The organism is Streptomyces spinosisporus (assembly GCF_022698145.1).
Classification (GTDB): Bacteria; Actinomycetota; Actinomycetes; order Streptomycetales; family Streptomycetaceae; genus Streptomyces; species Streptomyces spinosisporus.
Genome location: NZ_JALDAX010000009.1, coordinates 279,009 through 292,807, shown reverse-complemented (window position 1 = coordinate 292,807; position 13,799 = coordinate 279,009). Strand labels below are relative to the sequence as shown.

At 72.9% G+C, this 13,799-nt stretch carries 8 protein-coding genes; 6 read left to right on the top strand and 2 right to left on the bottom strand.

Going from position 1 to position 13,799, the window contains the following annotated elements; all coding sequences use genetic code 11:
• Window positions 1-87: 87 nt before the first annotated feature.
• Window positions 88-954, top strand: a complete 867-nt coding sequence (locus tag MQN93_RS24425; protein WP_242711323.1) for an alpha/beta fold hydrolase — start codon at window positions 88-90, stop codon at window positions 952-954.
• Between the two features lie 110 nt (window positions 955-1,064).
• Window positions 1,065-2,084: a LacI family DNA-binding transcriptional regulator gene (locus tag MQN93_RS24420; RefSeq protein ID WP_037781451.1), complete on the top strand. Its 1,020-nt coding sequence runs from the start codon at window positions 1,065-1,067 to the stop codon at window positions 2,082-2,084.
• A 52-nt stretch (window positions 2,085-2,136) separates the two neighbouring features.
• Here the strand turns inward: MQN93_RS24420 and MQN93_RS24415 are convergent, their stop codons facing one another.
• Window positions 2,137-6,108, bottom strand: coding sequence for a glycosyl hydrolase (locus MQN93_RS24415; protein ID WP_242711267.1), 3,972 nt, complete (start codon window positions 6,106-6,108; stop codon window positions 2,137-2,139).
• Window positions 6,109-6,363: 255 nt separating this feature from the next.
• Here MQN93_RS24415 and MQN93_RS24410 point away from each other — a divergent pair, with 255 nt between their 5' ends.
• The 4 genes from MQN93_RS24410 (at window position 6,364) to MQN93_RS24395 (ending at window position 12,314) form a co-directional block, all read left to right on the top strand.
• Window positions 6,364-7,662: an MFS transporter gene (locus tag MQN93_RS24410; RefSeq protein WP_242711266.1), complete on the top strand. Its 1,299-nt coding sequence runs from the start codon at window positions 6,364-6,366 to the stop codon at window positions 7,660-7,662.
• A gap of 30 nt (window positions 7,663-7,692) precedes the next feature.
• The gene (locus tag MQN93_RS24405; protein ID WP_242711265.1) at window positions 7,693-9,141 is read left to right on the top strand and encodes an L-fucose/L-arabinose isomerase family protein; all 1,449 of its coding nucleotides are present in this window, start codon (window positions 7,693-7,695) and stop codon (window positions 9,139-9,141) included.
• A gap of 301 nt (window positions 9,142-9,442) precedes the next feature.
• The gene (locus tag MQN93_RS24400; RefSeq protein WP_242711264.1) at window positions 9,443-11,605 is read left to right on the top strand and encodes a GH92 family glycosyl hydrolase; all 2,163 of its coding nucleotides are present in this window, start codon (window positions 9,443-9,445) and stop codon (window positions 11,603-11,605) included.
• A 97-nt stretch (window positions 11,606-11,702) separates the two neighbouring features.
• Window positions 11,703-12,314 (top strand): DJ-1/PfpI family protein, encoded by a 612-nt coding sequence (locus tag MQN93_RS24395; protein ID WP_242711263.1) that lies wholly within the window; start codon window positions 11,703-11,705, stop codon window positions 12,312-12,314.
• Window positions 12,315-12,378: 64 nt separating this feature from the next.
• On the opposite strand, the gene MQN93_RS24390 is transcribed toward MQN93_RS24395, so the two are convergent.
• Window positions 12,379-13,794, bottom strand: a complete 1,416-nt coding sequence (locus tag MQN93_RS24390; protein ID WP_242711262.1) for a phytoene desaturase family protein — start codon at window positions 13,792-13,794, stop codon at window positions 12,379-12,381.
• Window positions 13,795-13,799 lie beyond the last annotated feature (5 nt).

Sequence of the window (13,799 nt, the reverse complement as noted above, 5' to 3'; positions counted from 1 at the left end):
ACGACGACGGACGCGACAGTGACGAGGACGAACGCGACCGACGCGACCGATAGGGGGACGGCCGGCGCGGACACCGGGACGCCCACGATCCCCGGTTTCGAGTACGCCCGCGTGCAGGTCGCCGACGGCGTGTCCCTGCACACCGCCGTCGGGGGCTCGGGCAGCCCGGTCGTGCTGCTGCACGGCTTCCCGCAGACCCATCTGATGTGGCGGCACGTCGCCGCGGACCTGGCGGCGGACCACACCGTGATCTGCCCCGACCTGCGCGGTTACGGTGCGAGCGACAAACCCGACGACCCCGACGGGACGGCCTACGGCAAGCGCGTCATGGCCGCCGACACCGTCGCCCTGGCCCGTGCGCTCGGTCACGAGCGGTTCGCGCTGGCCGGACACGACCGGGGCGCCCTGGTCGCCTTCCGGGTCGGGCTCGACCATCCCGCGGCGGTCACGCACCTGGCCTGTCTGGATGTGCTCCCGACGCTGGACATGTGGGAGGTGATGCACGGCGTCGAGGCGGTCGTGGGCTTCCACCTCTATCTGATGGCCCAGCCGCCGGGCCTGCCCGAGCGGATGATCGCCGCCGATCCGGACGGCTTCTTCGGGCACTTCCTCGATCTGTGGGCGGGCGACCGCGAGGCGATCGAGGCCCCTGTGCGCGCCGCGTATCTGGCCGCGTGCCGCGCGGCGGTGCCCTCGATCGTCGCCGACTACCGCGCCTCGGCCGGCGTCGACATCGCGCACGACCGGGCCGACCGGGACGCGGGCCGTGTCCTGGAGATGCCGGTGAGCGTGCTCCAGCAGGACTGGGGCGCGGCGCTCGGCTTCGACGCCCGCGACCTGTGGTCGGCCTGGGCACCGCGGCTGTCCCATCGCACCGTCGGCTTCGGCCACTTCATGGCCGAGGAGGCACCGGAGGAGATCGCCGGGGAGATCAGAGAACTGCTCGCGCGCTGAACCGGTCCGCCGTCCACGGATGAAAAACGTTCCACGCCCGGCCGGGGTAGACTGGCGTCGCCTTTGAGGACCACGTCGTGCCTGGTCGCACGGCTGCCACAGCGAGGGGGGTGGACGCCATTCCGGCTCGCCCCGCCCGCATCCAGGACGTCGCAGCGGCCGCCGGCGTCTCGGTGTCGACGGTCTCGAACGTTCTGAACCGCCCCGAGCGGGTCAACGCCCGCACCGCCGAGCGGGTCCGCGACGCGGTCGCGGCGCTCGACTACGTGCCCCATCCGGGAGCGGCCGGACTGCGCACCGGGCACTCGTCGTCGATCGGCCTGGTGCTGCCCGACGTCACCAACTCCTTCTACGCGCGCATCGCCAGAGGCGCCGCCGACGCGGCGTACGACCACGGCTACTCGCTCGTGCTGTGCCACAGCGGGGACGCACCGGAGCGCGAGCAGGGCTACTTCACCATGCTCGTGGAGCAGCGCGCGGTCGGCGCCGTGGTCGTCCCGCTCAGCGCCGACCCGACGCGGCTCACGCGGCTGCGCGAGCGCGGCATCCCGCTGGTCCTCGCGGACCGCGCGATGCCGCCGCAGGAGGGCTGCTCCGTCTCGGTCGACGACATCGCCGGCGGACGTATCGCCGTACAGCATCTGCTGGACTGCGGAGCGGGCGACATCCTCGTGGTGAACGGCGATCGCTCGATACGGCAGTGCGCGGACCGCCACCAGGGCGCCCGGCAGGCGGTGCGCAGCCGGCGTACGGCGCGCCTCGACCAGGTGGTCGCCGAGGAGATGACGGTGGCGTACGGCCTGGAGATCGCCCGCGCTCTGGACGACCTGCCCGACGGGGTGTTCTGCACCAACGACTTCCTCGCCGCCGGACTGTGCCGGGGCCTCGCCGAGCGGGGCGTGAAGGTGCCCGAGGACGTGCAGGTGGTGGGCTACGGCGACCTCGACATCGCGAGCTTCGTCGGGACGACACTGACGACCGTCCGTCAGCCCGTCGAGGATCTCGGCAGGGCGGCCGTGGAGATGCTGCTCGATGAGGTGGAGGCCCGGGCCGAACACACCCATGAGACAAGGGTGTTCGCGCCCGGACTGGTCCTGCGGGACTCCACCCGGTCACTGCCCGGAGACTGAACCACCGGTCCGCTCGTTCACGGCCTGGAGACCGAGCCACCGATCCGCCGGTTCACTGTCCGGCGGCTGGGTCCCCGATCCGCAGCGTCACCGGGCCCAGCAGTCCGGAGGCGAGCTGGGACGGGAACGCCCAGGCGGTCGGGGTGGCTTCGGCGAGGTAGGGGGCCAGGGTGTTGCGGACGGTCACCTCGATCCGGACGGTGCGCCCGGCGGCGGCGTCGGGCAGGGCGAAGCGGTACGGGGCGCAGAAGGCCTCGCCGACGGGTTCGCCGTCGACGGCGACCTCGACGCTGCCGCGCACCCGCCCCAGATCGAGGACCGCGTCCCGCCCGGCCGGTACCTCCACGTCCCGCGCGTACGTGACGCCTCCGCTCCAGCCGCCCAGCCCCACCGACCGCCACTCCCCCAGCGGCAGGGGCGCCGCCACGGTGCGCACGCGCACCGGCCCGCGCCAGGCGGAGCCGCCCCGCAGCACGGCAGTGGGCGCGGTGACCACCTCGATCTCCGTCGGCACCGGGAGCGGTTGATCGAGCGTCAGCAGCGGTGCGTCGACCGGTCGTTCGTCCTCGCCGCCGATCCTCACCCGTGCGGGCAGCTCCAGCGGCAGATCGAGCGAGACGGTGCCGGGCGGTGCGGTGAAGCGGAAGCGCTGGGCGCTCTCGCGGACGTCGTCCGTGGACCGCAGCGGCAGTACGGGCCTGCCGAGCCGGGGTTCGCCGCTCAGCCACTCGGTGCCGGGCAGCGGGTGCGGTCGTACGGCCGCATGACAGTGCTGCAAGTCCCCCCAGCGGCCCTCGTGTTCGACCGTGCGGCCGCGCCACTCGCCCGTCTCGGCCTCCCAACCGGCCCCACTGACCAGGGCCGTGGCCTCGGGCTCCGTGGCGGCCACGCAGTCGACGAAGACCGCGTCCCGTGCACGGGCGCCGTCGGCCACCACCTCCAGCGTGTGCTCGCCCGCGGGCAGGGTCAGTTCGTGGCGGAAGAACATCGGCACCGCGCCCCAGTCGGACTCGTAGTACTCCACCTTCTCCTGCCGTGCCACGACTTGGCCGTCCAGCAGCACGGTGACCCCGCAGGCGGCACCGACCACGAGCACGGCCCGTGGGGCGTCGTGCGCGAGACGCAGGCTGCCGCGGTAGGTCACGCTGCCGTCCGGTCGTACGCCTTCGGGCAGACGCATGAACCGGGGGCGCGGCACGAATCCGCCGGGGAGCGTCAGGCAGAAGTAACTGCCCAGCGGGGCATGGGCCTTGGCGGAGATCGCGGAGGGGCGGTCCTCGGTGTCGGAGAGCTCGTACTCCAGGACGTTGCGCTGCCGGGTCACGTCCACGCGGGCGGACGCCAGGTGTCCCGTGCCGGTGGCCAGTCGCTCGCCGTTCCACCACACCCGCTTGGCCGCCTCCGCGCCGACGTGCAGATCGGCCGGTCCGCGATGACCGGTGTCGACGACCGCGCGGACCCGGGCGACGGTTCCGGGGCCCGGCACCGGGACCCGCACGAACTCCTCGGTCACCAGCCCCTTGTTGCCCAACAGCCCGTCGGGGTCCGGGACTCCGCGGCTCGACGAGTACAGCGCCACGGTCCAGCCCTCGTCCCAGGACACCAGGGGAAGTTCACCGGCCAGGACGCGTGCGGCGGCGGCGCGGTCCAGCGGATCGGGGGCCTTGGCGGCCGGGACCGGCGGCAGGACGCGCGCCCGGTTGCCGTACGTCGCCCGTGCCCGCTCCCAGCCGGCGTCCGGGGCACCGCTCTCGGTCCACCGCATGGTCCAGATCTGCGGCTCGTCGACGGACGTCCCGGCGGGCAGGGCGAGGTCGCCCCAGGTGTTGTCCATCGTGGGCACGAGTCGGCCCTGCCAACCGGTCGACAGGTCGACCGTCCGGGCAAACGCCTTTGCCGGTGCGGGCGTTGGCGGCGCCGATGTCCCTTCTCGCCATACGAGGAGCGCGGCGGGGGCGCCGTCCAGTGGCACCTCGATGGTCGAGACGCCGTCGGCGACGGTGACGGATGCGGGGCGCCGGGTGCCGGTCGCCGGGTTCCAGACCTCGGCCTCGGCCACGGCGGCGCGGACGGTGACGGTCCTGGTGCGGGCGTAGCGGCCGGGGTCGATCTCGTGGTTGCCCCGGGGCGGGTGCCTGCGGGCGTCGGGGAAGGCGCCCGTCACCAGTGCGATCGCCGCATCGCCCTGCCGGCGCACGAGGAGCGGCACGTCACCGGTCGCATGTCCGGCGGCGTCGGCGACGGCCGCCGCACCCGCCTCGGCGTCGTCGGCCCGCTCCAGCCGCGGGTGGGCGGTCAGCGCCGCCACGGCGGCGTCGTCACCGCCGAGGCCCGCCGCCGTGACCGGCGGGCGGCCCACGGCCACCACGCGTCCGCCCGCGTCGAGCAGTTCGGTCAGCCGGCGCGCCGTGTCCTCCTCCAGGACGCTCGCCGACGGCAGCAGTACGGCCGTGTAGGCCAGGTCCGCGACTCGCAGGGCGCCGTCCGCCGCGGTGGCCCGCTGCACCGAGGCGTCGTCGACGACGTCGAAGGAGATGCGGTGCGCGTCCAGGGCGCCGATCCGCGGCCCCAGCCAGTTGTTGGTGCCGCACAGCTCCAGATAGTGCCGCTGGGTCTCGTCGGCCTCGGCGTGGCCCTCGCCCAGGCGGCCGTCGCCGAAGTGCTTGACGGGCGCGTCCAGCGGGATGAGGGCCTGCATGGTGGCGGTGGGGTGCAGGACCGCGACGTCGGCGCTGTAGGTGCCCCAGGACATGAGGGAGCAGATGCGGGCGACGGCCCGGGAGAACGCGGGGTACTGCCGCCAGTAGGGCTGGCGCCAGTCGGTGGACGGCGGCGCCCACTCGAACCAGCCGCCCGCGGTGCCGAAGTAACTGGCGTGCGGGTTGTAGAGGTTGGCGCCGCTGCGCAGGAACGGCAGCAGCCAGTCGTAGGTGTCCTCCAGGGTGCCGCCCCAGCCGGAGGAGTGGAACGCCTCGATCCAGACCCGCTCGTGACCGTAGAGGTGGGCCATCGAGGAGTGGACCTTGGAGTCGCCGTGGTGGTCGCTGCCCGCGGCGCCGTACCAGCGGTGGGTGCGGAAGTAGTCCGAGTAGATCTGGGTGGACTGGGCCGGGAAGCCGGAGCGTGCGGGGTGGCTCTGGTCGCAGCCCAGCAGCATGCCGCGTTGCTCGTGCCAGGCGGCGAGGGGCCGGAACAGGGCCTCCTCGGTGAGTTCGGCCCGGACCGCGTAGTAGTCGGCGCGGATCTTCCCGGCGCGGGCGCCGTCCGCGTTCTCGTGGAACAGCGCGGGCAGGTGGTCCAGCAGGTCGTAGCCGCGGCGGGCACGGAACTCCTCGGGGAAGCGGCGGCCGAAGGCGTTGGTGCCGGGCAGTTCGTCCTGGAAGCTGCCCGCGATGACGTTGCCCAGGTACTCGGGGACCCGCCGGTCGAACTCGTGGTGGACGGCGTCCATCAGCAGACCGACGGCCTGCGGGTCCAGGTAGTCGAAGGCCGTGGGGACGGCCGTGACGAGGTCCACCTCGCTGCCGTCTGCGGCCTCGATCCCCGCGGCGCCGGTGACGGGCAGGCGCCTGCCGTCCGTGGCGTACGCGCCGACGAGGGTCTCCGCGCCCGGCAGCGGGACGGTCCCGTTCGCGAGCGTCCGCCTGTGGCGGCGCAGTGCGAGCCCGGTGGCCTCGGGGTGCAGTCGGGTGACGGCGCCCTGGACGTTGGCGCCGGAGAACCCGATCTGGTCGTAGAACCACAGGCGTGTGCCCAGGTCCCGGGCGATCTCGCAGGCGTCGGTGAAGCGGGCCCACCACTGTTCGCCGAACCACGCCGGATCGTCGGCCCGGGCGCCGAAACTCGGCCCGGCGGGCGCCAGGTTGATCACCACGAGGTTGTGGATGCCGCCCTCGGCGAACCTGCGCATCTGCCAGGCGAGGCGTTCGCGGGTGACCTTCGCACCCGACCACCACCACAGCGGGGTGGGGCCGAAGTCCCGGGGCGGGTCGTCGAACAACTGCTGCAGCGCGGAGGAGATCACGTGTCCGGTCCTTCCGAGTACGGCTGAGGCACCCTCACGATCAAAAACGTTTTACATCGGCCCCGACATCGACCACCTGGAATGTTGGCACCGGATCGACGACGCCGGAAGAAGGCTGCCGCGTCTTCCTGCAAATGGGCGCATGAGGGGTTGTTGGAACGTTTTTCTGACCCTATATTCACTCGGCACCGGCCCCGGCCCGGAGCCGCGACGTCCCCCTCCGCTCGGCCCATCCCCAGACGACGGAGTCGCATCATGGTCCGAACCCCCACCGCTCCAGCACGCTCGGAACAACCCATCCCCTGGCGACTGTGGAAGGTCGCGGCCCTGTCGGGCATGGCCTCCTATCTCGACGCCGCCCTCATCGTCAGCATCGCCGTCAACCTGGCCATCTACCGCGACAGTTACGACATGGGCGTGTGGATGGCGGGCGCGATCAGCGCGATCGTCACGGGCTGTATCGCCGTCGGCTCGCTCGTCGGCGGACGGCTGGCCGACCTGTTCGGCCGCCGCCGCGTCTACAACTGGGACATCTTCTGCTACGCGGTGGGCGCCGTCGTCATCACGCTGGCGCCGAACGACATCGTGCTCTTCGTCGGCGTGCTCGTGGCCGGCCTCGCGGCCGGTGCGGACCTGCCGACGTCGCTGGCCGTGGTCTCCGACGCCGCACCCGCCGACGGCCGGGCCCGTCTGGTGTCCTTCACCCAGGTCATGTGGGTGGCGGGCATCGTCGTCGTCATCTTCCTCGGCTATCTGCTGTCGGACACGGGCATGACCGGGGCGCGGATCATCACCGCCCACCTCGCGGTCGCCGCGCTGGTCACCTGGCAGTTGCGCTCCCGGCTCGAACTCGCCGACGAGCCCTCGGACACGGAGGTGGCCGAGGAAGCGGCCGCGCTCGCCGCCCCGCGCGGCATCGAGTGGAAGAACCTGCTCAACCGTGCCGCGCTGCTGCCGATGGTCGCGACCTTCGCCTACTACGTCACCTGGGGCATCGGCGCCAACACCTTCGGCCAGTTCGGCACCTATCTGCTGGTCACGGTCAGCGGTGCCTCGCAGAGCCTGGCCACCGGGATCAACCTCGCCTTCCTCCCGATCGCGCTGGTGCTGACCTTCGTCTTCGTCCGCATCGCCGACACCCCTTGGCGCGACCGGATGTTCTACGTGTTCACCATCGTGCAGATCCTCGCCTTCTGCATCGCCTCCCTCACGGCCGGCGCCCTCGTCGGCATGCTCGTCTTCTTCGTGCTCTACCAGATCTCCAACCCCTTCGCGGGGGAGGCCAGTTACAAGGTGTGGTCGCAGCTGACGCTGCCTCCGGACACCCGCGGCACCACCCAGGGCCTCACCTACGCCCTGTCGCGCGGCGTCTTCGCGGGCGTCGCGTTCATCACGCCCGCCCTGATGGAGTACAGCGCGTCCGCCCTGCTCTGGTCGATCACCGCTTGCATGGCGGCGTCGGCGGTCGCGGGCGTCTACATCGTCCGTGTCCTCGTCCGGCACTCCCCCGGTGTCTCACCCGCCCCCGCGGACCTGCATGCGACCCCCACCTGAAAACGAGCGGACTTCCGAGGAGCACCGATCATGACCACTGCCCAACACCGCACGCCGCTCACGGAGTTGCTGCCCCCGGTGCACCGCCGCCGCACCCGGATCGGCCTGGTCGCCGGCGGGCTCGGCACCTACTGGCCCCAGTTCCCGGGGCTCCTGCCACAGCTGCAGGAGTCGGCCCGCTACGTCGCCGAACGGCTCGGCGGCATGGACACGGAGGTGACGGACGTCGGGTTCATCTCCGACGCCGAGGAGGGCGCGGCCGCCGCCGAGGAACTGCGCAAGGCCGACTGCGATCTGATCGTGCTGTTCCTGACGACCTATCTGACCTCCTCGATGGTGCTGCCGATCGCCCGCCGCTCGCACACCCCCGTGCTGGTCATCGACCTCCAGCCGACCGAGCGGATGGACCACGCCACCTTCGACACCGGGGCCTGGCTGGCCTACTGCGGGCAGTGCCCGGTCCCCGAGGTCGGCAATGTCTTCCGCCGGGCCGGCATCCCCTTCCGGTCGGTCTCGGGCTGGCTGCGCCAGGAGACCGCCTGGCGGCGCATCGAGCAGTGGATCCGCGCCGCACACGTCCGGGCCGCGCTACGGCACGGCAGGCACGGCCTGATGGGACACCTCTACCCAGGGATGCTGGATGTCTCGACCGATCTGACCCTGCTGCCGACGACGTTCGGCTCGCATGTGGAAGTGCTGGAGTTCGACGACCTGCGGCACCGGGTGGAGCAGGTCACGGAGGCGGAGAGCCGCGACCGCATGGCGCTCGCCCGGCAGGTCTTCACCCTCGACGACAGCGTGGTCGACGAGGACTTCGCCTGGGGCGCGCGGGTGTCCGTGGCCCTGGACCGGCTGGTGGAGGACTTCGGCCTCGACACGCTCGCCTACTACCACCGCGGACTCGACGGCGAACTGCACGAGCGGCTCGGCGCCGGCATGATCCTGGGCGCCTCCCTGCTCACCGCGCGGGGCGTGCCCGCGGCGGGCGAGTACGAACTGCGCACCAGCGTCGCCCAGTTGGCCTCGCAGAGTGTGGGCGCCGGGGGTTCCTTCACGGAGATCCAGGCGCTGAACTTCGAGGACGGCGTCGTCGAGATGGGCCATGACGGTCCCGCCCACCTCGCCGTGAGCGCCCGTGACCCGCTGCTGCGCGGCCTGGGTGTGTATCACGGCAAGCGGGGCTGGGGCGTCAGCGTGGAGTTCGACGTCCAGCACGGCCCGGTCACCCTCCTCGGACTCGGCCAGGACGCCGACGGCAGCCTGTCGTTCGTCACCTCCGAGGGCACCGTCGTGCCCGGCCCACTGCTGGAGATCGGCAACACCACCAGCCGGGTCGACTTCGGCAGGGACCCCGGCGAATGGGTCGACGCATGGAGCGCCACGGGGGTCGGCCATCACTGGTCGCTCGCCGTGGGCAGGCACGCCGCCGACTTCCGGGCGGCGGCGAGTCTGCTGGGGATCGAGCACCGGGGGGTGTGAGCCGTCCGCCGCCGGGAGGTGTGAGCCGCCCGCCGCCGGGAGGTGTGAGGCCCCGTCACCGGGAGGTGCGCGCCTTCGCTTCGTCCCACGCGCCCTCCCGCACACGCCGGCGCCACTCTGCGGGCCCCGGCGCCCCTCCGTACTTGCCGGCAGGACTTCTGGGACGCCGAGCGTTCCGCCGTGAGCCTGATCCACGGCCCTCCCTCGGCAAGGCGCCGCGCGAGCACGCACTCCGGTCGGGAAGGTGGGCAGTCCGCCGCCGTAGGACACGGCGGTCTCCCACCGTCCCGAGGAGAGCTTCGTGCGCCTGCACCCCGTCGCGGCCGCCCTGGCCTCGTCCGTCCTGCTGGCCTCACCGGTCCGGGCGCAGTCCGCCGCCCCCGCACCGGCCGCCGTCACCGACCCCGCCCGTTACGTCAACGCCTTCGTCGGTACGGCCGCGGGCGGCACCGACTTCGGTCACGGCGGCGGGGCCGGGAACACCTTCCCCGGTGCCTCGGCGGCACTCGGCGGGGTCCAGTGGAGCCCCGACACCGTCACGCGTCAGCACGGCGGATACGCGTACAAGGACAACCGGATCCGGGGCTTCAGCCTCACGCACATCTCCGGGGCGGGCTGCGACGACTACGGCAATGTGCCGTTCATGCCGCTCACCGGCCGCCCCGACCCGGACCCGGCCGCCCGCCACGCCACCTTTTCGCACGCCAACGAGCAGGCCGCGCCCGGAAGTTACGGCGTCACCTTCGACAACGGCATCCGTACCGAAATCGCGGCGACCCAGCGGTCCGGCATCGCACGCTTCGGCTACCCCTCGGACGACTCCCGGCCCGCCGGGCTGACGGTGGACGCGGGACGCGCCTTCAACAAGGCCACGGGTGAGGTGACCATCGGGACGCGCACCCTGTCAGGCCACACCGACGGCGGCGGCTTCTGCGGCAAGTCCAACCGCTACCGGCTCTACTTCCACGTCGTCTTCGACCGCCCCTTCGCCCACAGCGAGCACCTGGACGGGAAGACCTCGGGGGCGTACGTCTCCTTCGCGCCCGGAACCCGTACGGTGACCGCCCGGGTGGGCGTGTCCTTCGTCGACCTCGCCGGCGCCCGCCGCAACGCCGCCGTGGAGCAGGGCGGCGGTTCGTACGACGCCGTACGACGGGCCGCCCGCGACCGCTGGAACGAGTGGCTCGGCAGGATCGCCGTCCGCGGCGGCACCGAGACCCAGCGCCGGATCTTCTACACCGCGCTCTACCACGCGCTGCTGCACCCCAGCGCCTTCAGCGACACCGACGGCCGCTACCGGGGCATGGACGGCCGAGTCCACCGCACCCGGCCCGGCCATGTGCAGTACGCGAACTTCTCCGGCTGGGACGTCTACCGTTCCCAGGTCCAGCTGCTCGCCCTGCTCGCACCGCGCGAAGCCTCCGACGTCGCGCAGTCGATCCTCGAACAGGGCACGCAGGCCGGGTACTTCGACCGCTGGACGGTGGCGAACGGCGGCACCGGCGTGATGGTCGGCGATCCGCTCCCGGCCGCCGCCGCCTCGATCCACGCCTTCGGCGGCACCGGCTTCGACGCCCGGGCGCTGCTGCGCGCGGCGGTGGCGGGTCGGAGCGACGACCGTCAGCGACCGGGGCACGGGCTGTACGACACGCTGGGCTATGTCCCGGCCGGGACCAAGGGGGTGTGGGGCAGCGCGTCCACCACGCTGGAGTACGCGGTCGCCGACGCCGCGCTCGCCCGGCTGGCCGGCCGCCTCGGCGACACGGCCACCGAGACGGCCCTGACCCGCGCGGCCGGAAACTGGCGCCATCTGTTCAACCCCGCGAGCGGCTACCTCCAGCCCCGCGCCGCCGACGGGTCCTGGCCCGCCTTCACCCCGGCCCAGCGCGGCGAGTACGTCGAGGGCAACGCGGCCCAGTACACCTGGATGGTGCCGCACGACCTGCCCGCCCTGTTCGCCGCGATGGGCGGTGACGCCGCCGTCACCTCCCGCCTGAACACCTTCTTCACCGAGCTCAACGCGGGCGCCGAGAAGCCGTACGCCTACCTCGGCAACGAGCCGTCCTTCGGGGTCCCTTGGGCGTACGACCACGTGGGCCGCCCCGACCTCGCCCAGGACACCGTACGGCGCGCCCTCACCTCTCTCTTCGCCGACCGCCCCGACGGACTCGTCGGCAACGACGACCTGGGGGCGATGTCGTCCTGGGCCGTGTGGGCCGCCCTCGGCATGTACCCCGAGGTCCCGGGCAGCCCCCAACTCGCCCTCGCCAGCCCGCTCTTCCCGTCCGCGACAGTGCGCCGCGGCAACGGCGTCACCCTCTCGGTCCTCGCCCCCGAGGCGTCGGCGACCAACAGCCGGGTACGGTCGCTGAGCCTCGACGGACGGCCCGTGGGCGCCCCGTTCGTGCCCGACGGCTTCCTGGCAAGGGGCGGTGTGCTGCGCTACGGACTGACCGCGCCCTGACCTCGCCGTGACCGGGCCACCGGCCGGCGATTGGCCCGCGACACGGTGATCGCCAGCCTGAGAGGCTGCGTTCCCCGTGCCGTGAGGAGTTGTTGTCATGCAGGTCGCCGTGGTCACCTTCGACGGTTTCAACGAACTCGACAGCTTCATCGCGTCCGCTCTGATCAACCGGTGCCGCAAGGACGGCCTGGAGGCCTTCGTCACGACGCCGACGCCGGTGGTGACGTCGATGAACGGCGTCGAGGTGACCGGGCAGCGTCCGCTGGAGTTCGTGACCGAGGCCGACTCGGTGCTGATCGGCAGCGGGGTGAGGACCCGGGACGTGGTCGCCGACGACACGCTGATCTCCCGGCTGCCGCTCGACCCTGCACGGCAGTTGATCGGTGCCCAGTGCTCCGGCGCGCTGGTGCTCGCCCGGCTCGGACTGCTGGGCACCATGCCCGCCTGCACGGACAACAAGAGCCGGCCCTACGTCGAGGCCTGCGGCGTCACCGTGCTGGACGCGCCGTTCCACGCCGAGGGGAACATCGCCACCGCGGGCGGCTGTCTGTCCTCGCAGTACCTCGCCACCTGGGTGATCACCAGAGCCCTGGGCGAGAACGCCGCACGCGCTGTTCTCGACTATGTGGCGCCGGTCGGCGAGAACGAGGCGACGATCGCGCGCGCTCTGCAGGCCGTTCGGGCGGGCGAGGCGGCGCTACGGGGCTGAGTCCGCGCCGGACCGGTGCGCGCGGGACACCCGGGACCGCCGCCCTCGCCGCCGATGCGCCCGCTCACCCACGCAGCCGGCGCAGCGCGCGTGCCGCCGCGTGCGCCCCGCACATGCCGTGCGCGCCCGCGCCCGGGGGCGTGGCCGCGGAGCACAGGTAGTGCCCTTCCACCCCGGTGTCGTAGGGCTGCAGGGTGGGGCGGGGGCCGAAGAGGAGCCGGGGCGCGTTCGTGGTGCCGGTCATGATGTCGCCGCCGACGTAGTTGGGGTTGTACTCGGCGAATTCCGCCGTGGTGCGCACGGTGGTGGCGACGACGCGGTCCCTGAAGCCCGGCGCGAAACGTTCGATCTGCGCGGTGATCGCGGCGGTGGCGTCGCCGGTGTAGCCGTTCGGGACGTGGGCGTACGACCACACGGGGTGGAGGTCGCCCGTCGAGCGTGACGGGTCGGCGAGGTACTGCTGCCCGACGAGGACGAACGGCCGCTGCGGCATACGTCCTGCGTAAATGTCCCGCTCCGTGGCGGCGACCTCGGCGTACGAGCCGCCGACGTGCACCGTGCCCGCCCGCCGTGCCGCCTCGGCCCGCCAGGGAATGCCGCCCTCGACCGCGAAGTCGACCTTGAACGCGGCCGGGCCGTAGCGGTAGCGCCGGTAGGCGCGGGCGATCCGGGGCGGCAGCAGGTCGCCGAGGATGGCGGCCAGGGCGGTGGGCGTGAGGTCCCAGAGGGTCACGTCCGTGCGCGGCAGGTCCGCCGGCGACCGCACCCGTACACCGGTCTCGATCTTTCCGCCGTGTTCACGCACCACCGCCGCGAGCGCGTCGGTGATGCGGCGCGAGCCGCCCACGGCGACGGGCCAGCCGTAGTGGTGCCCGGCGGTGACGATGCCCAGCCCGACGCTCGCGGTCAGCGGCCGCTCCAGGGGGTGGAAGGCGTGGGCGGCGACCCCGCCCCACAGCGCCCTCCCCTCCTCGGTCCGGAACGCCTTCGCGAGCAGCGACGCGGGAGCCAGCGCGGGAACGCCGAAGCGGGCGAGGCGGACGGGGTGCCGGGGCGGGCGCAGCAGCGGCCCCATGACGGCGTCGCCGACCGTGCCGAAGGCCGCCGAGGGGCCCTCGAAGAGCCGCCGCCAGAGCGTGCCGTCGGCACCGAGGTCTGCGGCGGTCCCGGTCACCGAGCGGTGCAGCACCCCGGCCCCGCCGCTGTCGAGGGGATGCGCGCAGTCGATCTCCGGCCATGCCCAGCGCAGTCCGTGGCGGTCGAGGCCGAGCCGGTTCAGGAAGGAGGAGCCGACCGCCATGGGGTGGACGGCGGAGCAGTGGTCGTGCAGCAGGCCGGGCACGGTGGCCTCGCCGGAGCGGGTGCCGCCGCCGATCTCGTCGGCCGCCTCCAGCACCGTGACCTCCAGGCCCGCGCGGGCCAGTGCGGCGGCGGCCGCCAGACCGTTGGGTCCGGCGCCGACGACGGTCGCCGTGGTCATCCCAA